The following is a 21,351-nucleotide window of genomic DNA, read 5'->3' on the forward strand; positions in this document are numbered from 1 at the left end:
ATAACATCCGCAGCGTCAGCACGGTGCTCCGCGGTTTCCTCCTTTGAGGCTTGTCGAACGCCTGCCGCTCGTGCCGCGGTTCCGTTCCGCCGCGGCAGGCATCCAACAAGCCTTAACAAAAGCAGCCATTTATGCCCGACCGCGTATCCTGGTCGGTCGGAGTCCGTGCGCTACTCCAGTCCCGCCATGAAAAGCCGGTGCTCGCCGGGAACTCCTTTGAGCGTGTGCAGGCCCTGATCCCAGAACTGAAGGCCCGAACCAGACACCAAGTCCTTCAGGGTCTGCGACACCCATACGGTCCCAGCATCTGCGAAGGTCATGATCCTTGCTCCCGTGTGAACCGCGATCCCAGTGAGGTTGTCATCCACGATGGCACACTCGCCGACGTGAACCCCTACCCGAACGTCGATGCCGAGTTGCTTTACGGTTGAGGAGATCGCGAGGGCGCACTTCACGGCGCGTGCCGGCCCATCGAACGACGCAAGGAAGCCGTCTCCGGCTACGGTGAACTCTTGCCCCTGAAACCTGCTGATCTCCTTGCGCACAAGCTTGTAATAGGCGACCAACGAGTTTCGCCAAGCGGCGTCACCGCCCCGTGCGAGTTGTTCTGTCGAAGACACCACGTCGATGAAAAGGATCGCTGCGAGTCTTCGGTCTGATCCCTCTGCCGGTCTCTCCCCGGTGAGGAACATCTGAATATCCGCCAGAACCATGTCCATGTCTTTGGTGAACAAGGGATGAGTGTTGCCGGGATACTCCATGAACTGAGCGTTCGGGATACGCGCAGCCAGATCTCTTGCGGCATCTACGTGGGCCACAGGATCGCCCGTCCGGTTCATGACCAAGGTCGGAACCGAGATCGCCGGGAGGATGGCTCGGATATCGATGTCACGGTTCATCCGTTCGTAAGCTTCAACGGCAGAGGGACTGGCGGCCGCCTGCATGTACCTGGCAACTGCCTCCACCGAGGCCTGATCCACGTCGGATCCCAACCCGGCGCCGGGTCCGCGGATATAGTACTCCGAGGCCCAATCCTCGCGGATCAGGGGAAGAAACTCCTCGTACTGATCCCATGTCAGGCCTCAGGGGTAGTCGGGTGCGGAGCTCCAGCGCGCTTGTGTTCCCCAGACCATGAGTGATCTCACCCGGTCTGGGTTCACGGCTGTAAACATGCAGGCCATGGAGCCGCCCTCGGAGAGACCAAGGAGACTGGCCTGTTCGATCTTCTCGACATCCATCACGGCTCGGATGTCGTCGGCGCGTTCCTCAAGCGTGGCCATCCGGATCGGCCTGTCGGAGAGGCCCGTGCCGCGCTTGTCGAACTTGATGACGCGGCAGAACTGACTGAGCTTATCGAGGAACATCGCGCGAAGCGGCATCTCCCAATCGAGATCGAGGTGCGACATGGTCCCGGGGGCCCAGACCAGATCGAGAGGCCCTTGGCCCGTCACCTAATAGGCAATCGCTACGTCGCCGCTCCGGGCACACTTCGTGCGAGGAGCCAATTGAACCTCCCCCATGCGCCGCCAGACAACCCGAGGGTGAACTCCACGGTGGTCAGGTGGCGTTAACGTTGGCGCGCCAGGCGAGGCCTTGGTCCCGGGAGGGGGCGCCGCATCGCCAGGATCGATTATTCCGCGAGCGAAGACATGGCGGCGCGAATGACGCGATCGTCAATTTCGCCCTGAGAAGCTTTATACCACGGAAGAACGTCCGATTTAGGGCCCGGAATCAATGCGGCTTTGTCGTCAGGGAGTTCCGGGACCGGTCACACACTGAGGATTCCTGTCCTCTGGAAACGTCCGCTGCACCTCGCGAGAGCAGACCCTCGATCTACTTCCGACAAGTGCCAGCTCCCTTTACTTAGAATAGCTGTCCCACCGATGACCAAAGCTCGAAGGATCCACCCGATCATAGGCGGAAGTGCCAGGGCTGCAGGTTTGCGCCGGACGGCGCCGTGCCGGCGGCCAGGAGAGCATACTCGATCACCTCCCGCGGCAGCGGTTGGTCGGAGAAGTCCCGCACCGTCCGTCGGCGCCTGATGTCCTCGTAGAAGGCCCGCGCCCGGGCGATCATCTCCTCAGACGGATACGAGCGGTACGTGCTCAGAGGCTCAAGAACCGATTGTGTCACTGCTACCCTCAGGGCGGGCTTTAGGTTACCCGTTCCACCATGGCGCGCAGGCTAAGACCCTGAACCACGATTGTGAATACGACGACAGCATAGGTTGCCGCCAACAAAGCAGGCTTCTCGGCCACCTCGGACAGCGACAGGGCGAGCGCGATCGAGATGCCGCCCCGCAGCCCACCCCAGGTCAGCACTGGGATTGTGCCGCGGACGAACTCCTGCCGTGCCTGCAGCACGAGCACCGGGATACCGACCGCGAGGAAGCGGCCCAGCAGCACGAGGGGAATGCTGGCCGCCGCCAGCCCGGCAAAGGACGGGTCGAACCGCAGCACCAGCACCTCGAGCCCGATCAGCAGGAACAGGACCGAGTTGAGGATCTCGTCCACCAGCGTCCAGAAGCCGAACACGTACTTCTGGGTGAGATCGCTCATTGCATCCACCGGACCGCGGTTGCCGATCAGGATCCCGGCCACCACCACCGCGATCGGTCCGCTCATGTGGAGCCTGGCTGCGAGCGCATAGGTTCCGGTTGCCAACGCTAGCGAGATCAACGTCTCCATCGGGTAGTCGTCAATCCGGCGCATGGCGCGATAGGCAAGATAGCCAGTCCCCCACCCAAGCGCCGCCCCGCCCAAAGCCTCGATGAAGAACAACTCGGCGACATGCAGGATGCCGCCCTCGCCTCCCGCTCCAGACGCCAGCGCCAGCAGCACCGTGAAGACCACCACGCCCACGCCGTCGTTGAACAGGGACTCGCCGGCCATGTCGACCTCGAGCGCCTTGGGCACGTCGATGGTCTTGACGGTACTGAGCACCGCTACCGGATCGGTCGGGCTGATAAGAGCGCCGAATACCAGAGCCCACGGCAACGGGATGGGAACTCCCAGCACGCTGGACAGCCACCAGAGTCCGACCCCGACCACGGCCGTGGAGATCACGACGCCAAGCGTGGCAATCAGCCCGACCGTCCAGGCCCTCTTCCTGAGGATGGCCAGATCGACATGCAGGGCTCCGGCGAATAGCAGGAAGGCCAGCATGCCGTTGAGAACCGTCTCCCGGAAGTCGATCCGCTGGAGCATGACGGCCAGGTTCTCATACAGGGCGACGTCGGGCAGAGCGACCTCGATGCCGATCAGAATGAGCGAGGCTCCGAGGGCCATGACGAGCAGGCCGATCGTGTGCAGCAGGCGGATGATGACGTGGTTGAACCAGCCGAACACGGCGGTGAGGACGAGCAGAACGGCAATGAGATCGAAAGTAGTGGGCACGGGGGAACTCGCAAGGACAACCGAAGGACAATGCCCAGCAGGCCAACTTGTTTAGGCTGCCCCGCCCTGTCGCCGTCGCCTCACGCGGAGCCTGCCGTCCGGGGCTGGGTCTCCAGCCAGCGCCAAGCCTCGTCCTCCCGGGCAAGATCGAAATGGCGGGTTTGGAGACGCACCAGGGGCGCGACCCATCCGGTCACGGTCGCCAACCAGGCGGGACCGCCCACCAAGGCATAGCGCTCGACCTGCCGCCAGCCGCGCATCTTGACGGAAGCCAGCCCCTCCTCGCGCAGAGCCTCAAGCGTGACGCCGTCGAAGTCCGCCACCCGCAGAAGGACACGTAGCCGCTCATGGGAATCCAGAGCCTGCTCAAAGACCATGACCAGCTGGTGCATGTCGTGCCGACGGATGCGCCCCTTGACCTCGAATGCGATTACGTCGGGTTTGGTCGTCTCGATGAGGTGGACCGAAGGCGATGCGGTCGCACCCTCTGGCTCAACGGCTGGGATGGGCTGCGCCACCCAGACGAGGGCCTCGTCCCGCTCGCTCTCGGCGAAGGTACGGATTTCGATCTGGGGCAGGATGCGACCTTGCACCTGGATAATCCGGCGCACCCACTCCTGGTTGGTCATCACCGCCATGCGGGCGAAGCGATGCAACTCGCCCAGATGGCGAAGCCCATAGCCGAGATCAAGGGCGAAGGCGCCCGGCGTCATGCCCGACATGGCGACCTCCGCATAGAGTGCAATACGGTCCTGACGGGCCAGGGCTTCGTCGACCGCGGTGATGCCGCGCTCGATGTCCTCTTTCTCGACGCGCCCGCTCACGCACATGGCGACCACGTGTTCGGGGGCAGGCAGAATTTCCAGCACGGCAGCACCCTCCCGGAGGCTCTGTTGCATTAACCTGTCAAGCCACAGGATGTAGTAGCATTTGATCGGAACAAAGGCGCTACAGATTGTGTCTCCCAAAGCTAATGCAACAGAGCCTAGTAGGACACCCTTTGGCTGGGGCGTTTTCGCGCCCGCCGGCTTCGCACGTAAACGTGCCCAGCAATTTCGCGTAAGCCGCAGTATGGAACGGTGGTGGCCGATCTAACGAAGAAGGCGGCTCGCGACCGGCCCAATGGGAATGGCCCCGTAGATGGCTAGTCCCTCCTCGAAGCGCCGCGCCTAGCAGGCGCTCTCGGCTTGGTAGAAGAGTCGGGTGATTTCGTGATTCTGGTCATCGTCCAGCTCATGAACCAGTCTGTGCTGACTGATCAACTCAGCGATGTGGCTGTCCCAGGCGCGACAAGCGGCCGAGAGCGGCGGCCGCTCCATCGCTTGGCTGGCGCAAGTCGCCAGACACCCGCAACTGATGACCAAGGCTTGAGCAAAGATCCGCGCATGCAGCGGCTGGCCTTGAGGTGCCATGCTGACCTCCCCGCAAGGAAGAAGACCATCAGGGGACATTATGACTGAGGGACCGGTTTGAGTGTACGCGACATGAGCCCGGCAGCTGTAGCCCCGATCTCCTCGTCAGCAAGTTGCCATCTTAGCCATAAGCGGCGGCCCCGAGATGTGCGAGGCCGCACGGGTAATCTTGCCCCCTCGCCGTCGTGCTTCGGAACCGGCTCCTGAACGGTGCAATTTCAGGGGCTTCCCGCTGCCGCGTGGCCTCCGAAATTGCTCTTTACCGCGGGATAGCCCAGCCAGTGAGACAGCACCTCCAAGCTCGGGAAGGTATGCTCGATTTCAACGAAAGGCGCCGGGCGCTTGCCCCGGGGCAGATCCTCAAGCAGCTCCGCTGTCCAGGAGGTATTCTTGCTGCCCGTGCCGGTGCGGACGACGCTCCCCATGAGCTCACCATTCAGGAAGAGATCATAGGCGCCGGGCGCGAGTTGGATCAGGCTGTAGGTCATGGAAAGCTCTTATCAGAGGCCGCGGCTGAAGCTCAATCCACTCATCGGCCTTGGCGATTGGGGCATGATGATCCGGCACCATGATCAAGGCCGCTCTGGCTCTATCGGATCTGACAGCCGCGGTGCTCCAGATCCTCTCGAGCTAAGTTGGCCTCACACATCCTCACCTTCCTGCAGCTTGCGTCTACAGAGCCCTGTTGACCGAGTCGGTCGACAGCTTCGGTGCGCGAGCTGCCGTGAGGAGCCATTGCCATTCTGAAGCTGTCACTCATCGCGCGACGTGCCTTGGTCTGCGGTCCCGTCGAGGTGACAATCTGCTCGATTCCTTTGCCCGCTTCGCATGGCGGGGCCGCGGCACGCCGGCACCGATCTACCCAACGGCGACGCTGGTGGTCTCGGGCGCCTACCGCTACGTGCGCAATCCGATCTATCTCGCCTTATGGCGCTGATCGCTGGCCAGGGGCTGCTGCTCGGCTGCCTGCCGCTGCTGATCTACGCCCTGGCGTTTGGCGGCATCACCCACCTCTTCGTGCTCGTCTACGAGGAACCGACCTTGCGCAGCACCTACGGGGCGCAGTACGAGGCCTATGCCGCCGATGTGCGCCGCTGGCTGCCACGGCTGACGCCCTGGCGGAGCAGAGCCCCTTCGCACCCTCCGCCACCGGCACCGTTGCGGCCTGAAACCTGACCCTCAGGGAGCAGATTGACCGCGTATGCAACATGGCGAGGCTGAGGCTTCCGACCCCATCATGCGGCGGTGTCTGCCGACCGCGGAGAGAACCATGACCCGACAGGTGACATCAGCCGAACTGACGGAAAGGCCGCTCAAAGGGCTTGACCAAAATCCCCGGAATACGAGAACGGAGCCCTTGGCTGTGCTATCATTGGATGCGAGCTGGTGCCACCCGGAGTGCCATCCCGCACCTTGCTGAGAGGAGGCGGACATGCCCCTCAAAGACCTGCTGCTCGTGGTTGGCCAAGACACGGAAGCCGGCGAGCGCTATACCCTCGAGCTTGCTCGGACCAACGGGGCGACCGTGACGGTCACCTCGTCCGGAGCTGCTCCCAGCCTGCCCGCTTTCATCCGCTCGGAAATGCCGAGTGATCTCCTGCAGCACATGCGGGAGGATGTGGAGACCACGGCACGAGCCTCTCTGGAGGCCTGCTCGGAGAGAGCAAAGCAGATGGGCATGGCGGTCGAGACGGTGATGCTTGACCTCTCCACAGGCGATGTGGGCACTGAGATCAGCCGTCTGGCCCGGTATTTCGACGCCACCGTGCTCCAGCAGCCTGATCCTGCGGGTACAGAGACCACCGACCTCATCGAAGCGGTTCTGTTCGGATCAGGGCGTCCGGTGTTGATCGTTCCCTCCCCCCAACGACCCGCACAGCTTAAAAGAATCCTCATCGCATGGGACGAGGGACGCCCCGCTGCCCGCGCTGTTGCCGATGCCCTGCCTCTGCTGGCTACGTCCGAGTGGGTCGAAGTTGTAACCGTCGGCGCCCACGGCCGCGACCGAACCCGGCACAGCAGTCACCTGGTGCGTCATCTGGCTCGGCACGACATCGAGGCTCAGATGACAAGCCTGGTAGCCGACCGGGGGAGTGTGGCCAGCACGCTCTTGGCCCATGCCGTCGATGTGGAGGCTGATCTGATCGTGATGGGCGGCTATGGTCATTCGCGGCTGCGGGAGATCGTGCTCGGCGGCACGACCCGCAGGATCCTTCAAACCCTGACGGTGCCGGTGCTGATGGCCCATTGAGCTTACTTTTCGGAATCGCCCCTGCCGCGTTCCAGACTTGTTTGGCCGAGACGGCACGCCCGTCATCCTTTGGATTGAGGATAGTGATCATGCGGTGGCAGCGCGCTGCCCTTGGGGAGCGGAGGCGCTGGCTGCGCCTGGGCTATGGAGTAACATCCCCGCCGCTGGCTCCGATGGGTTGAACGAGGGTCGGTGGCCCTAACCTCGGCGCGGTGGACGAGCCACGCACCGCTACGCCGAGTGTCCCGGTTTCCTTTTTCATCGCGGCTTTGATGGTGCCGATCCGCGGCTTAGGCTCCCGGCATCCGTCACAGATTGTCACGAAGATTAGTCGTTGGACGGCTCAAGCGACTTTCGCCAGAATTGCCTGAGATCGTCGATGCCAATGAGATTGGTCAGAGACCGCCAGCCGTAGCCGAGAGGAGAAGGTCGCATGCCCGACAAGGAACACACCCGAAGCGTCAGCGAGAGCGAGAACCCCGTCATCCCCTCTCCGACTCCCAAGACCACCCGGCCGAGGACGAACAAGGACTGGTGGCCGAACCAGCTCGACCTCTCGGTACTCCACCACCACTCCCACCTGTCGAATCCGATGCAGCAGGACTTCGACTACGCGGAGGAGTTCAAGTCCCTCGACGTCGAGGCGCTGAAGCGGGATCTCGTCGCGCTGATGACGCAGTCGCAGGACTGGTGGCCGGCGGACTACGGCCACTACGGGCCGCTCTTCATCCGCATGACGTGGCATGCCGCCGGCACATACCGCATCGCCGACGGGCGCGGCGGCGGCGGCGAAGGCCAGCAACGCTTCGCTCCCCTGAACAGCTGGCCCGACAACGCGAATCTCGACAAGGCGCGCCGGCTGCTCTGGCCGCTCAAGAAGAAGTACGGCCAAAAGATCTCGTGGGCCGACCTGCTGGTCCTGGCCGGCAACGTGGCCATGGAGTCGATGGGGTTCAAGACGTTCGGCTTCGGCTTCGGCCGGCCCGACGTCTGGGAGCCCGAGGACATCTTCTGGGGCCCTGAAGACACCTGGCTCGGCGACGAGCGCTACAGTGGCAACCGCGAGCTGCACGATCATCTCGGTGCCGTGCAGATGGGCCTCATCTACGTGAATCCCGAGGGGCCCGGGGGCAATCCCGATCCGAAGGCCGCCGCCCGGGACATCCGCGAGACGTTCTCGCGCATGGCGATGAACGACGAGGAGACGGTTGCGCTCATCGTCGGCGGCCACACGTTCGGCAAGACGCATGGCGCCGCTCCCGCTGTGGGGAACGTCGGTCCGGAGCCGGAGGGCGCCGGTCTCGAGGACCAGGGCCTCGGCTGGAAGAACAAGTACGGAACCGGCAAGGGCCCTCACACCATCACGAGCGGCCTCGAGGGCGCCTGGGCCAACAACCCAACGCAGTGGGACAACGGTTTCCTCGAGAACCTCTTCACGTACGAGTGGGAGCTGACTGAGAGCCCCGCCGGCGCCAAGCAGTGGAAGCCGAAGAACCCCGAGGCCCAAGGCACCGTGCCGGATGCGCATGACCCGAGCAAGCGCCACGCGCCGATGATGTTGACAACGGACCTTTCGTTGAAGGTGGATCCGATCTACGCCCCGATCGCGAAACGCTTCCACGAGCATCCGGACCAGCTCGCCGACGCGTTCGCCCGCGCGTGGTTCAAGCTGCTCCACCGCGACATGGGGCCCCGGGCGCGCTACCTCGGGCCGTGGGTGCCGGAGCCGCAGCTGTGGCAGGACCCGGTCCCGACGGTCGATCACGAGCTGGTGGGGGAGCAAGATGTTGCTGCCCTCAAGCGCACGATCCTCGACGCGGGCCTGTCCATCCCGGACCTCGTTTCGACCGCCTGGAACGCGGCGGCCAGCTTCCGCGGCACCGACAAGCGCGGCGGTGCCAACGGAGCCCGGATCCGCCTCGCACCGCAGAAGGACTGGGAGGCCAACGAGCCGGCCCGGCTGTCTGCCGTGCTGAAAGCTCTCGAGAGGATCCAGCAGGATTTCAACCAGTCGCAGTCAGACAGAAAGAAGGTCTCTCTGGCCGATTTGATCGTTCTGGGCGGATGCGCCGCCGTCGAGGAGGCGGCCCAGAAGGCCGGGCACACCGTGACCGTCCCGTTCGCGCCCGGTCGCACGGACGCCTCCCAGGAGCAGACCGACGTGGACACCTTCGCGGTGCTCGAGCCGGTCGGCGATGGGTTCCGCAACTATCTGCGGGCGCAGGACCCACTGTCGCCGGAGACCCGGTTGCTCGATCGCGCCAACCTGTTGAAGCTGACCGCGCCGCAGATGACGGTCCTCGTCGGCGGCCTGCGTGCCCTGGGCGCGACCCATGGGGCGTCGCAGCACGGCGTCTTCACCGACCGGCCTGGAACGCTGACCAACGACTTCTTCGTCAACCTGCTCGACACCGGCACCGCGTGGAGGCCGGCGGCATCGGCCGAGAACGTCTACGAAGGAACCGATCGTGCGACGGGCAAGGTCAGGTGGACCGCAACGGCGGCCGACCTCGTCTTCGGCGCCCACTCCCAGCTCCGCGCGTTGGCCGAGGTCTACGCAAGCGACGACGCGAAGGAGAAGTTCATGCGCGATTTCGTGGCGGCCTGGAACAAGGTCATGAACCTCGATCGGTACGACCTGCTTGCGCAGGCCGGGCAACCTCGACATCCTGAGGGCTCTCAGCATGGCACCGTCAACTGAACCGAGCAAAGGCCGCTTTCTGCTGTTTTCAGCAATTCCCGGGCAAGGCTAGAAGCTACTGAAAATGCGTGGCCTGCTCCGGACCTAAGCACCGCAGAGAGCAAGTAAAAGCGTTAAGTTGATGGAGTGGACGCTCCCTGCTCACCGGCATCAAAGTGCCAAAGGGTGGTCGTCGTGAAGAGGGCCACAAGGAGAGGGAGCGTCCGCCATGCAGATTACCACAGTCGGCCTGGATCTGGCCAAACACATCTCCCAGGTGCACGCGGTTGATGGCTCTGGCCAAGTCGTGGCTCGCAAGAGGCTGCGCCGCGCAGAGGTGCTGGCGTTCTTCGCATCCGTGCCGCCGTGCCTGATCGGCATGGAGGCCTGCGCGACCGCTCACCACTGGGCCCGCCAGCTGACCGGGCTGGGCCATACGGTCAAGCTGATGTCGCCGGCCTACGTCAAAGCTTATGTGAAGCGCGGGAAGACCGATGCAGCCGATGCTGAGGCGATCTGCGAGGCGGTCACACGCCCGAGCATGCGCTTCGTGCCGGTCAAGTCGGCCGAGCAGCAGAGGGTCCTCATGCTCCATCGGGTGCGGGCTCTGCTGATCCGCCAGCGCACTATGCTAGTCAATGCTCTTCGTGGGCACTTGGCCGAGTTCGGCATCATCGTCGCCCAAGGGATCAGCCGTATCCGCGAGTTGATTCAACTCCTGACCAACGAGAGCGCCGATGCCGTGCTGCCCCCTCTGGCCCGGCGGGCTCTGGCGCCTCTTGTCGACCAGCTGATCGACCTGCAGTCTCGGATCCGAGTGCTCGAAACTGAACTCCTGGCCTGGCACCGGCAAAGCCAAGAGAGCCGCAGGCTCAAGACCATCCCGAGCGTCGGCTTCATCACCGCCACGGCCATCGCGGCGACTGTGCCGGATCCATCCCTCTTCCGCTCTGGCCGAGAGTTTGCCGCTTGGTTGGGGCTGACACCGCGGCCGAACTCCTCCGGTGGCAAGGAGCGGTTGGGGCGGATCTCCAAGATGGGGGATGGCTACTTGCGAACGCTGCTGGTGGTCGGGGCCACTGCCGTCATTCGCTACGCTCGGACGAAGACCGCGGCGGACATCGCTTGGATCAACAGCCTGCTGTCCAAAAAACCAGCCCGACTGGTCTCTGTGGCTCTTGCCAACAAGACGGCTCGGATCGCCTGGGCACTGCTGGCCAGAGGCGAGATCCACCGATCTGCCGTGGTGGCTAGCGCCTGAGCGCTGCCACAAGTTGAAGTTCTCAGTTTGGGAAGGGTGATGATGGCGTGATGCAAACCGGTTGAGCCGGGATCAGGACAACCCGAGGTACTGTCAGAGCTGCGAGCTCGTTAAGTTGTTGGGGATCTGATCTGCGGACTTCCATCAGGGCCAGCGGCCACAGGAGCCGCACCAATAGGCCGTAGATATGACTGCACCCGACCCCTTGCACTCACGTTCAACAAAACCCTTGCCGGCAGGGAACGTCCAGATATGACAGTACCATTCAACCACCTAAACGAGATCCAGGTCCACTCGAAGGAATGGCCGTCGTGGCTTCGTCTTGGCCCGGGGCAAAGCCCCAAAGGCGAAGAACAAAAGAGGCTAAGAATGGAAGGGATAGCGGCCTTCCGCCAGTAGACTCTGTGCTGCAACGACCTCCAACATCCTATCCTGGAAAACTGAAGAAGAGCCCTCGGCAAAGCCGGAGGCGTCGAGCAGGATTGGCGAGACCGAGACGAGTGGCAAGGATGGACAAGACACAACGGGCCACACGGATCCAGCGGATCGTCAACACCATAGCTGAAAGAGCGACAGCCGTGCCCGAGGGAGCACGCCCGGCCTACATTCAGGAGGAGGTGGCCAAGGTGCGGGAGGCGTTCCGGCGCACCTATGAGGCTGATGAGAGTTCGGCGGCTTACGCCATGGAGTTCGTCGACAGGATGAGCGGCTGGATCAAGGCCCGCGTTCACGCGCTGGAGACGGAACACAGCAGGGTGGAACTCATCCGGGATCGAGCCGAGGTAGAGTCTTGAACCGAGAACGAGCCATCGTAGACGACTGGTATCCGGTCCGGCTAGCGCCGCGTGATGGAACTCCTGTCATCCTCTGGATCGAGGACGCGGAGGCGCCGCCCACCTATGCGGTGACGGTCGGGGTCTGGGAAACTGATGATATCACCCGGAGGAGCCATTGGCGCGTCTTCGGTGCTCGCTACGGCACCCACACCTACTTCGACCGGCACATCGTTGGCTGGCGGCCACTGCCTTACATTCGGCAGAGCCGAGGCAGTTGAGGGCCGGGCTAGATCCTGAGACCACAGCGAGGAAAGGGGCGCCTAAGCGATGATGACACCCATCACGTTTGCTTACCCGTGTCCGAAATGCGGGGATGGGCAAGCCATTCTGCCGCCCAGGATCGAAGCCGCAGGCATGGTGCGCTGCGCCCAGTGCGGTCGGGCGCACGGCAGTCTTGATGAGGTGCAACAGGAGATCGCCACCAAGGCGCGCGAAGAGGGAGCCCAGCGGGTGCGGGAGGTCTACAAGGTCCGCCCCACTGGCAAATATCGCAATCCGGCGAAATGAGCGCCTGAGGCAGTCCGATGCCTGACGACCTCCGCTCCCCGGTCAAACAAGATTCATGGAATGCCGATTTACTGGAAGAAAACCGCTGACGTTTACCCCGACAGTGCATGGCGGCACGATAACGCCTTCACGGCCTTCGATCCCGACGTGCGCTTCCCGCGCTTCCACATGGAAACCGGCGACGAGACGATCGGCAACATTCACCTGATTGAGGGCGGGCCTCAATCAGGCCATTGGGAGTGGTCGATGACGGTTGCCCTGTCTTGTCCGCGCTATGGTCGGCCTACCAGCGGAGTCGAGCCGAGCAGGGGCGAGGCCGGCCGGCACGCCGTCGAGGTCTATCGGCACTATCTCTCGACGCGTTCGGAGCAGTATCCCCGCGCTCGGGCAAGTAGGCAAAGCCGAGGCGAATGAGGGTAGGACGGAGTTAGAGGCTTGGGCCGCTACAGCTATGAGGGACGCGCCGATGAAAAAGAAGCATCCTGTTACGCCACCACCTTTCCGGTTCGAGAGCCCCCGCAGCGACGAAGAGATGTTGACCCAGCTCGCGGCTTATCTGCCGGTGCTCGTCATGCAGCATAAAACCGAGAAAAAGCGGTGGCGGGCGCTGAAGAAGCTCGAGGAAGAGGAACTGCCTGCGGCTCTGGTTGCAATCCACAAGCCTGCCTTTCTCGCCAGGCCTATCCTGGGCCAAGCTATGAACCTTCTCGCCGCCTTCGCAACCGAGGAGCTCGGCGCGGAGCCTCCTCCGTGGTGGGACGAGCCGTAGGGTTAAAGAGGCTGGAGCGTGAAGGACGACCTCCGCTCCCGATCAAGCACCATCTGGTACTGCACCGGATCGACTTGGAGCAGGGCATTCGGCAGAGCCGGGTTCTTGAACGTCTACAGAATGTATCCGAGTCCATACAGTAACATTGTGGCAGTTATCGCAATGCCCAGGGCCAGCAGGAGCCACGGTAAATACCTGCCGAAGTCATCCATCGTGAACTCCTTCTCAGCCGGGGGAGCCTGGCAGTTGATAACAAACGAGGATCGTGATGGACGACGAGCGTTCCTCTATCCAGTTCCATCTCGTGCTTCACCGGATCGACCCGGAGCAGAGCATCCGGCGCTTCTACTCGCTCATGATCGAGCGGGATCTGTTCGGGACCATTCGCCTGGTGCGCAATTGGGGACGGATCGGGACGAACGGGCAGGAGTTGGTCGAGATATACGCGACCGAGGACGAGGCGGGCCAAGCGCTTGAAGCGCCGGCCGCTCTGAAGCGGCGGCGCGGGTACAAGGACTTGTAAAGCGATGACGAACGGGAAGAAAGCAAGGCTTGTCCCCATGCCCCCAGGGATTCACGCGGGGAAGCTCCATAAGACTGCGCGGTCCTACATCGGAGCGGCGAGGAAACTCGAAGAGGAGCCGCAGTTCCTCAGCCCGCGGTTCTTCTCACTCTGCCATGGTCTAGAACTGGCTCTGAAGGCGTTCCTCGCCGCAAAGGGCGACCGCATGGCTGTGCTGATGGGACTCGGGCATGATCTCAGCGAAGCCTACAAGCGGGCCCAGGAGGAATACGGGCTTGAGCCGTCTGACCCCCTGCTCGACACTCTCGTCCGATTGATGTCGCCCGAACATAAAAAGCAGCTGTTTCGATATCCTGGGAGGCATCGTCAACTTAACGCTTTTACTTGCGGTTTTCGGTGTTTAGGCCCCGAACGCATCACGCATTTTCAAGAGCTTAGGCCTGCCGGGGAATAGCTGAAAACGCCGGAAAGCGGCCTTTACTCAGTTAAGTTGACGGTGCCGCCCAGGGCAGCCCCGGCCGATGCACGCTGCTCGATCTCGGGAACCTCATCGTTCGCCTGCAGCCGAGAGACCACAGCCAGAAGGACCGGCGCGTGAAGGGCCTTCTCGCGAGCGCGCTCGAGCTTTTCGCCACCGATGCTTGGATCGAGTTCCCGCTCGGCCGCCTCGAACACGTCAGCCAAGGATTCCCGTGCATCGCGGGGGATTGTCAGAAAGCGGAACGGCTTCAGGCGCTGATGGTCAGGTGCCCGGGATGCGGCTCTCATCAGTTGGCGGATCTCTTCGTCCGTTGGCCCGGGGGCCACCAGATGCCGGGGCGAAGTGGAACGACGAGCCCACATCCGTCGAAGAAGAGCTAAGCCATCCGCGTTCTCGTCACGTAAGCCGACATTCGACGTCATCTCAGAGCTGGACATCACACATCACCTCTCGGGTCCCGGGAAGGGCGAACCAAGACCACACGGCCGACCCTCAGCGACCCAGGATCTCGCAAGTCCAGACGGTGTGCAAAGTGAGCAGGATCGCGTTCCCCCAGTGTCTACCGTCTTCGCCTCCATACCCCGAGCCGGGCTGAGCGGGCCTGGTCCTCGGCCGCCTGAAGCTCCTCCGCCGCATCCGGCGACGCGCGTCCGCCGCCCGCCGCCAGGATGATGGCGGAGAGATTGTAGTTCCCGATCTGGCAGCGTTGGACTCCTGCGGTTTCAGTCGGAGTGCAGACAACTTCGCGGCGCCGCAGGAAACGGGCGAGCTGCCGGGCCATGTTGCCCCGCTCGCCTTGGATGCCCTCCAGGCGAACAACCGTGCCACGGATGCTCAAGGTCCCCGTATCCAGCACCTCCGGAACCCCGCGCACAAGGTCGGCTCCCGCGGCGGCCTGGACAGGGTCACGTGTAGGGGCAGCAGCCACCTGGGCTGCCGGCGCCTGTCGCTTGTCCTTGGCGAGCAGCGGAGCGGCCCGGCTCAGGAAGTCCCGCCAGATCTCGGCCGGCAGATCGCCGCCCACGACCTTGTTCATCGGCGTGTTGTCGTCATTGCCGACCCAGACCCCGACGATCAGATCGGGCGTGAAGCCGACGAACCAGGCATCGCGATACTCCTGTGTGGTGCCCGTCTTGCCACCCACCGGCAGGTTCGGAAGGCGTGCCGCCTTGCCCGTTCCCTCGCGCACGACCGCTTGCAGGAGGTCGAGCATCGCCGCACGGCTCTCACCTAGGCCCTCCACGCGAGGTGCGCCTCCGGGGCGGGTGAACAGGGCCTGCTGCGTTGAACCCTGGATGGATCGGACGGTGTAAGGCTCGAGAGCGAGGTTGCCGGTGGCCACCGCGCCATAGGCGCGCGTCATCTCCAGCAGGGTCACCTCGGCTGACCCAAGCGCCAGGCTCGGCACGGCTGGCAGCTCGGACTGGACGCCCAGACGCTTGGCCGTCTCGATCACCGCCGGGATGCCGACCTCGTCGGCGAGTTGCGCCGCGACCGTGTTGATCGACTGGGCGAAGGCGTTGCGGAGGCTGACGGGACCACGGAAGCGACCGTTCGCGTTCTGCGGCTCCCAATCGCCGATCTGGGTCGGGCGGTCGACGACCGTGGACTGGGGATCGTAGCCCTTCTGCATCGCGGCTAGATAGACGAACAGCTTGAACAGCGAGCCGGCCTGACGCCGGGCCTGCGTGGCCCGGTTGAACTGGCTCGCCTCGTAGTCGCGGCCGCCGACGAGCGCCCGGATGGCCCCATCGGGTGAGAGGGCGACCAAGGCCGCTTGCGAGACGTTCTTCTTCTGCCCCTCGGCGTCGAGCCGGCGCTCGATAATGCCCTCCGCCAGCCGCTGGAGCTCCAGATCGAGGGTTGAGCGCAGGGTCATGTCGCCTGAGGCACCGCCGAGCAGACGGCGCACGTCGGCGGCCGCCGTATCGACGAAGTAGTTGGTGCCTGGCGGGGTCTCGGGCGGGACGCGCAGGTTCACGGGCTCGGAGCGGGCCGCCTCGGCCTGCTCGGCCGTGATCGCTCCGGACTCGACCATGGCCTGGAGAACGGTGTCGGCCCGCTCCTTGGCCCCTCCGAGGTTGCGGGTGGGGGCGAGCTGGGACGGCGCCCGGACGAGGCCCGCGAGCATCGCTGCCTCGGCTAAGGAGAGTTCCTTGGTCGACTTGGCGAAATAGCGATGGGCGGCAGCATCCACGCCATACGCGCCGGAGCCGAAGTAGGCCGTATTCAGGTAGCGCAGGAGGATCTCCTCCTTGCTGAGCTGGCTCTCCAGCCAGAGGGAAATGACGGCCTCCTGGATCTTGCGGCGTAGGTTCTGATCGGGGGACAGGAACATCAGGCGGGCCAACTGCTGAGTGATGGTACTGCCGCCCTCGCGGGTGCCGCCGGCCTGCCAGTTGCGCCAAGCCGCCCGCAGGATGCCCCAGGGATCGACGCCAAGATGGCTGTAGAAGCGGCGGTCCTCGATGGCCACGATGGCCTGGGCAAGGTGGGGTGGCAAGTCGGCCGCCGTGACCTTGGTGCCCTTGAAGACGCCGCGGGTCGCGAAGGTCTCGCCGCCGTCCGCCTCAATGACGAGCGCGCTCGGGGTCGGGTCGACCTGCAAGCCGCCGTCCAAGGGCAGAGTGGCGATGCTGTAGCCGACGATCAGGATCAGCAGGACAGCAAAGCTGCCGGTGACGATCAGGAGGTGACGCAGCCGGATACGCCCCAGGATCCTACCCACTCCCGCAGCGGCACGCCTTGCGCCTTGGACGATGGGCTTCCGCCACGGCCCGAGGATCGCCATCGTACGCTGTGCCGCGACGTGGGCCAGGCGGGCGGTCTGCGCAGCGGCGGGGCGGGTCCGTGCCGGGATCATCCCGGCAATCCGTCGGCCTTCCATGATGACTTTCAGTCCCAGCGGCGCCACCTGAGCCTTAAACCGTTCGACGCGGGAAGGGGCAGGTGGTGGCACTGACTCTGCCAACGACAGAATGTCCCTTTGCGGCTTGGGTCCAGAAGGCTCATCCGACGTTGGGGTGGGTGTCGTCACGATCCTCGGCTCTCCACTGCTACGCCTGTACAACCCGGCTCCGCGATTCGCGTTGCGCCGGACTGGCTGCCTTGTGCCCAATCCAAGCGTGGCAGATCAAGAGTCCCTGCTGCCGGCCCCCGAGACAGCCGGTTTTCGTCCCGATCCGTGGGAGGACGAGACCGGAATCCGCAATGAACTCATCCGGAGAACCCGATCGCGCCACCTAAGCGGTCCGGGACGTCGCCGCGATCCGAGGTGTCGGACAGAGCAAGCGACGAGATGGCTAAGTGACCATAGGTTCCCCGTCAGCCCCTGTCATGCTCATGTGACGCCCGACCGCGGGACGGTGGTGGCGGCGGTCGATGATGAAGTCATGTAATTTGGGCTTGCGGCTGATTGCTTCCGCGATCGCCCGCTCAAGGGGCTCGTTTCCGTCGAACGAACGCAACGGCGTTCTCAGGTCAGCCATATCCTCGTGGCCAAGGCACATGAAGAGCTGCCCGGTGCAGGTCAGGCGCACGCGGTTGCAGCTCTCGCAGAAATTATGCGTCAAGGGCGTTATGAAGCCGAGACGACCAACCGTGTCCTTGACCCGCACGCATCGGGCCGGTCCGCCCGTGCGGTCGTCGAGCTCCTGAAGCGTGTAGCGTTGGGAGAGCCACGAGCGTTGCAGAGCGGTTGTGAAACGGACTGCAAATGCGTGCACCCAGCCGACAACGCTTCGTCGGTATCTGCAACTGCTTCATCGGGTCTAACACTCGATCACAATCACAACGCGGCGGTTGCTGCCTTCGACGATGGAGTCCTCCTCGCCGGCGAGCATCGGCCCATGAGCTGTCATTCAATACGCTTCTGCAATCTCCTCATCCTTCACTGTCCTCAAAGTGAAGTGGAAGGTTGTTCCGTCTCCAGATGTCGAGTCCGCCCAGATTTTCCCGCCATGTGCCTCGATGATGGTCCGGCAGATCGACAAACCCACCCCCATGCCAGTTTGCTTTGTCGTCGTGAATGGGGTGAACAGCTTCTCCAGAATGGCTGGGGCAATGCCCGTGCCGGTGTCTTTGATGGAGATCTGAGCCATCGTCCCATCGCTGACCAACTCTGCTCTGATTTGCAGATTGCGCCGTTCCACGCCCTGCATCGCCTCCATGGCGTTACGGACGAGATTCAGCAGAACCTGCTGGATCTGAACGCGGCTGACGATCACCTTGGGACTTCTCACAGGTAAGTCGAACTCGACCTTGATCCCTTTGTCCTTCGCCCCTACCAGCGCTAAAGCGCCGGCCTCCTCGATCAGCTTCTGCAGGCTTTCGATCGCCTGATCCGTCTCTCCGCGTCCCACAAAGGCTCGGAGTTGCCGGATCACCTCGCCTGCGCGAAGCGCCTCCTCCGCTGCCTCGTCGAGGCCATGGCGCAACATGGCAACGTGCTCACCTTCCATCCGGCTCAGGATCATGCCGCAGCCCTTCAAGTACCCGGTGATGGCGGTCAGCGGCTGGTTCACCTCATGGGCTAAGGTCGAGGCCATCTCACCCATGGCAGTCAAACGGGACATATAGGCCAGTTCGGATTGCAGTTCCTGCATCCGCTTTTCGGTATGTTGCCGATCGGTCAGATCACGGATGAAGGCAGTGAAGTAGCGCGCGCCTCCCGATTGCATCTCGCCCAAATGAACTTCCATCGGGAATGTTGAGCCATCCTTGCGCTGAGCCACGAGCACACGTCCGCTCTCAGTAATCCGCCGCTCACCGGTCTGACGGTAGCGGGAGATGAAGCCGTCGTGGTTCTCTCGATACGGCAGCGGCATCAGGAATTTGACGCTGGTACCAATCACTTCCTCAGGCTGATAGCCGAACATCTTGACGGCGGTGGCGCTGAAGGACGTGATAATGGACCTGTCGTCGGCCACAATCATGGCATCCGGTACGGTCGCCAGGATCGATTGCAGGTGAGCCGTTTGCCGAAGCAGATTGTCTTCACTTGAACGCAGGGCTTCCTCAGCCGCAACGTGTTGGGTGACGTCCTGAGCAATCCCAACCTTGCGCACTGGCCGTCCATTCCGATCAAGGACTGTGTGCCCGGTCGAGGTGATCCACCGTTCCTCACCAGTGTCGGCCCGGAAAATCCGGAACGTATTCGCAAAGTTCAGGCGGTCGCTGGGCTGATCGGAGTAAACACTGCTCGTCAGTTGATCACGATCAGCAGGATGGACCCGTTCAAGGATCGAATCCTGCGTAATCCTGGCATCAGAAGCAAATCCGAAGAGGTTCCGCGCCTCTACGCTCCACTGCCGCTCGCCTGTGACTGCGTTAAGGTCCCAAATGCCGAGACCGGTGGTCTCAATAGCGAGGCGAAGGCGTTCCTCGCTTTGACGCAAATTCTCTTCAGTCTGATAAACGCCTGTGATGTCTCGGGAGATCGAGAGCAGTGCATCCGGTTTGCCGTCACTGCCCATGATTGGCGTGACCACCACGTCCCACCATTTTGGCGTCCCAGCCAGAGTCGGACAGAACCCACGGAAGCGGCCGGTTCCTCCGGTTGTGGCCTGCAACACGGCCCTGCGCGCCTCATCCGCGGTTATGCCCTTCCAGAAATCGAGCCAGTTGCGGCCTTCAATCCTCGAAAAGTCGTCTACGTCCATGGCACGGCAGCCACCCTCATTCATGAACCGCAATTTGCCCTCAAGGTCGATGACCTTGATGCAGTTCTCGAAGCTGGCATGCAGACGACGCAGCATTTCGGTCTTCTGGGCGAGCTCCCGCTCGGCCCGTTTGAGCTTCATCTCGCGCTCGATCGACCGGGCGAGCGCCATGAGTGTCTGCTCCTGCGCCTCCGATAGACCTTCCGGACGCGCCGCACAGTCGAGCACGGACAACGTGCCGAGCGGCAGTCCATCCGCCGTCTTCAAGGCGATCCCGGCGTAGAAGCGCAACCCCGGCTGTCCGGTCACATAAGGATTTGTCCGCAGTCCTGGGTGCTCTCGGAGATCGCCGATGACCACTGGGCCAGGCTGCCGAATGGCATGAGAGCAAATCGAGAGATCGGATGGAATTTGACTGTCGTTAAAGCCGAGCTTGGCTTTGAACCAGTGCCGGTCCTGGGCCAGGAACCCCACCGCCGCCATGGGTGCTTGGCAGACCTGAGCCGCGACCTGAACAGCGTCGTCGAAAGCTGTTTCAGGCGGGGTATCGAGAACGTCACTCTCTCGAAGAGCCGCAAGTCGGGTGGTCTCATCCCATACGGGAACGCCGCTGTTAAAGATGCTGGTGGTCATACTGTGGAAACGCGCTGGTTCTAGAACAATATTCGTTGGTGTTAGCTGGTTCAGGAGCCGCGATAGCAAACGAGAACAGCGGGTACAATGTGAAAGCCCGTGCAGCACCAACTCCACGCCTCTCCTACAGCCTGATCACTGGCTCTTGCGCATAGCGTGGCGCTATGTTGGCGCGCCTAGTAGGCCCGGGCGGCACGTGTCCCGCGAGGGCAAGTGTTCGCCAGTGGCAAGGCGTTTGTGCCCTTCGTAAAGCCATCGCTCTTCCTGAAGCTACAAACGACGGCTCTGAACAGCGGGCTCCAGCTTCAAAACCGCACAACCAACCAGCCGACGGGTACTGCTGTGTCTGAGCTGACTGCGCCAGGACCTGTCGCACCGGCTAAGCCTTCATATGGAAAGCCCCCGGCGCGATGAGACAGCCCTGCGGCTGGGCCGATCTTGAAGTGGGTTCGCTCGAATTGACGAAGGATCCGCCCTACCCTGACTGGTGCGAAGCCCGGATTGTTGGAATCAGAGGTGATGACCTTTTCACCCTGCGTTGGGTGGATTGGCCGGAGCTGCCGCCGGTCGTCCGACGCCGGGTTCAGTTGGCTCGGATGCACCCGGGCCGCCCCAGAACGATGGCGTGAATTTGACCTACCCCTCGTCCGCAAGCTTGGCCGAGGGCACCGATCCGCAGGTGGGCGGAAGGCTACCGCTGGGCAACCGTCACCTGCGGCGACCACAAAGGTCGGAGAAGTGGTTCGGCAATAACCCCGCCAATCATGGCGAAGACTGCCAGGATGAGCCCAATCCGCACATAAAGCGCAGCGCGATCCTTCTGGGTCATGAACCGTCTCGCAAAAGGTGGACTGGCACGTCGGCCGGATCCTCACAGTGAATTGCGGCAACATATTGCTCAGGTTCAGCGCGAACACTGTGAAAGGGCTGTCGCCCTCTGCCT

Annotated in this window: 23 protein-coding genes and 1 pseudogene; 12 read left to right on the forward strand and 12 right to left on the reverse strand. The window is 63.1% G+C overall.

Features of this window, described 5'->3' with window-relative positions; all coding sequences use genetic code 11:
* Positions 1 to 170: 170 nt before the first annotated feature.
* From NF876_RS29490 to NF876_RS29520, 7 genes are all read right to left on the reverse strand, one after another.
* Complete coding sequence (locus NF876_RS29490; RefSeq protein ID WP_262271854.1) at positions 171 to 965, reverse strand: adenylate/guanylate cyclase domain-containing protein; 795 nt, start codon at positions 963 to 965, stop codon at positions 171 to 173.
* Positions 966 to 1,082: 117 nt separating this feature from the next.
* Complete coding sequence (locus NF876_RS29495) at positions 1,083 to 1,406, reverse strand: alpha/beta fold hydrolase (RefSeq protein WP_262271855.1); 324 nt, start codon at positions 1,404 to 1,406, stop codon at positions 1,083 to 1,085.
* A gap of 505 nt (positions 1,407 to 1,911) precedes the next feature.
* On the reverse strand, positions 1,912 to 2,133 hold the full coding sequence (locus NF876_RS29500; protein ID WP_262271856.1) for a nitroreductase family protein: 222 nt from the start codon (positions 2,131 to 2,133) through the stop codon (positions 1,912 to 1,914).
* Positions 2,134 to 2,153: 20 nt separating this feature from the next.
* Complete coding sequence (locus tag NF876_RS29505; RefSeq protein WP_262271857.1) at positions 2,154 to 3,395, reverse strand: cation:proton antiporter; 1,242 nt, start codon at positions 3,393 to 3,395, stop codon at positions 2,154 to 2,156.
* Positions 3,396 to 3,475: 80 nt separating this feature from the next.
* Positions 3,476 to 4,294 (reverse strand): SpoIIAA family protein, encoded by an 819-nt coding sequence (locus NF876_RS29510; protein WP_262271858.1) that lies wholly within the window; start codon positions 4,292 to 4,294, stop codon positions 3,476 to 3,478.
* A gap of 270 nt (positions 4,295 to 4,564) precedes the next feature.
* Positions 4,565 to 4,807: a hypothetical protein gene (locus NF876_RS29515; RefSeq protein WP_262271859.1), complete on the reverse strand. Its 243-nt coding sequence runs from the start codon at positions 4,805 to 4,807 to the stop codon at positions 4,565 to 4,567.
* Positions 4,808 to 5,025: 218 nt separating this feature from the next.
* Entirely contained in the window at positions 5,026 to 5,295 is a 270-nt protein-coding gene (locus NF876_RS29520; RefSeq protein WP_262271860.1) for a hypothetical protein, read from the reverse strand.
* A 197-nt stretch (positions 5,296 to 5,492) separates the two neighbouring features.
* Here NF876_RS29520 and NF876_RS29525 point away from each other — a divergent pair, with 197 nt between their 5' ends.
* The 12 genes from NF876_RS29525 to NF876_RS29580 all read left to right on the forward strand — a co-directional run bounded on the left by NF876_RS29525 (position 5,493) and on the right by NF876_RS29580 (position 14,088).
* A complete protein-coding gene (locus tag NF876_RS29525) occupies positions 5,493 to 5,744 on the forward strand; it encodes a hypothetical protein (protein ID WP_262271861.1) in 252 nt (83 codons plus the stop codon).
* Entirely contained in the window at positions 5,735 to 5,983 is a 249-nt protein-coding gene (locus tag NF876_RS29530) for a hypothetical protein (protein WP_262271862.1), read from the forward strand. The genes NF876_RS29525 and NF876_RS29530 overlap by 10 nt, the downstream gene beginning before the upstream one ends.
* Positions 5,984 to 6,239: 256 nt before the next feature.
* The gene (locus NF876_RS29535; RefSeq protein WP_262271863.1) at positions 6,240 to 7,058 is read left to right on the forward strand and encodes a universal stress protein; all 819 of its coding nucleotides are present in this window, start codon (positions 6,240 to 6,242) and stop codon (positions 7,056 to 7,058) included.
* A gap of 433 nt (positions 7,059 to 7,491) precedes the next feature.
* A complete protein-coding gene (katG, locus tag NF876_RS29540) occupies positions 7,492 to 9,759 on the forward strand; it encodes a catalase/peroxidase HPI (protein ID WP_262271864.1) in 2,268 nt (755 codons plus the stop codon).
* Positions 9,760 to 9,967: 208 nt separating this feature from the next.
* Positions 9,968 to 10,999, forward strand: a complete 1,032-nt coding sequence (locus NF876_RS29545) for an IS110 family RNA-guided transposase (protein ID WP_262271865.1) — start codon at positions 9,968 to 9,970, stop codon at positions 10,997 to 10,999.
* 509 nt (positions 11,000 to 11,508) lie between these two features.
* On the forward strand, positions 11,509 to 11,793 hold the full coding sequence (locus NF876_RS29550) for a hypothetical protein (RefSeq protein WP_262271866.1): 285 nt from the start codon (positions 11,509 to 11,511) through the stop codon (positions 11,791 to 11,793).
* Positions 11,790 to 12,053, forward strand: coding sequence for a TrbG/VirB9 family P-type conjugative transfer protein (locus tag NF876_RS29555; RefSeq protein WP_262271867.1), 264 nt, complete (start codon positions 11,790 to 11,792; stop codon positions 12,051 to 12,053). Before NF876_RS29550 ends, NF876_RS29555 begins: the two co-directional genes overlap by 4 nt.
* A gap of 49 nt (positions 12,054 to 12,102) precedes the next feature.
* The gene (locus NF876_RS29560) at positions 12,103 to 12,342 is read left to right on the forward strand and encodes a hypothetical protein (RefSeq protein ID WP_262271868.1); all 240 of its coding nucleotides are present in this window, start codon (positions 12,103 to 12,105) and stop codon (positions 12,340 to 12,342) included.
* Between the two features lie 60 nt (positions 12,343 to 12,402).
* Positions 12,403 to 12,756 carry a hypothetical protein gene (locus NF876_RS29565; RefSeq protein WP_262271869.1) on the forward strand — a complete coding sequence of 118 codons (354 nt, stop codon included), beginning with the start codon at positions 12,403 to 12,405 and terminating at the stop codon, positions 12,754 to 12,756.
* Positions 12,757 to 12,808: 52 nt separating this feature from the next.
* On the forward strand, positions 12,809 to 13,111 hold the full coding sequence (locus NF876_RS29570) for a hypothetical protein (RefSeq protein ID WP_262271870.1): 303 nt from the start codon (positions 12,809 to 12,811) through the stop codon (positions 13,109 to 13,111).
* Between the two features lie 268 nt (positions 13,112 to 13,379).
* Complete coding sequence (locus tag NF876_RS29575) at positions 13,380 to 13,634, forward strand: WGR domain-containing protein (RefSeq protein WP_262271871.1); 255 nt, start codon at positions 13,380 to 13,382, stop codon at positions 13,632 to 13,634.
* A gap of 4 nt (positions 13,635 to 13,638) precedes the next feature.
* Entirely contained in the window at positions 13,639 to 14,088 is a 450-nt protein-coding gene (locus NF876_RS29580; protein ID WP_262271872.1) for a hypothetical protein, read from the forward strand.
* A 23-nt stretch (positions 14,089 to 14,111) separates the two neighbouring features.
* Here NF876_RS29580 and NF876_RS29585 read toward each other — a convergent pair whose 3' ends face one another.
* The 5 genes and pseudogenes from NF876_RS29585 to NF876_RS29605 form a co-directional block, all read right to left on the reverse strand.
* Positions 14,112 to 14,552, reverse strand: coding sequence for a nitroreductase family protein (locus NF876_RS29585; RefSeq protein ID WP_315975089.1), 441 nt, complete (start codon positions 14,550 to 14,552; stop codon positions 14,112 to 14,114).
* A gap of 122 nt (positions 14,553 to 14,674) precedes the next feature.
* Complete coding sequence (locus tag NF876_RS29590) at positions 14,675 to 17,002, reverse strand: PBP1A family penicillin-binding protein (protein WP_262271873.1); 2,328 nt, start codon at positions 17,000 to 17,002, stop codon at positions 14,675 to 14,677.
* A 415-nt stretch (positions 17,003 to 17,417) separates the two neighbouring features.
* A pseudogene (locus NF876_RS29595) lies at positions 17,418 to 17,801 on the reverse strand (GTP 3',8-cyclase MoaA family protein); the annotation flags it as partial.
* A 174-nt stretch (positions 17,802 to 17,975) separates the two neighbouring features.
* The gene (locus tag NF876_RS29600; RefSeq protein ID WP_262271874.1) at positions 17,976 to 20,408 is read right to left on the reverse strand and encodes a PAS domain S-box protein; all 2,433 of its coding nucleotides are present in this window, start codon (positions 20,406 to 20,408) and stop codon (positions 17,976 to 17,978) included.
* A 691-nt stretch (positions 20,409 to 21,099) separates the two neighbouring features.
* Positions 21,100 to 21,237 (reverse strand): hypothetical protein, encoded by a 138-nt coding sequence (locus NF876_RS29605; RefSeq protein WP_262271875.1) that lies wholly within the window; start codon positions 21,235 to 21,237, stop codon positions 21,100 to 21,102.
* Positions 21,238 to 21,351 lie beyond the last annotated feature (114 nt).

This window comes from Microvirga yunnanensis, assembly GCF_025460875.1.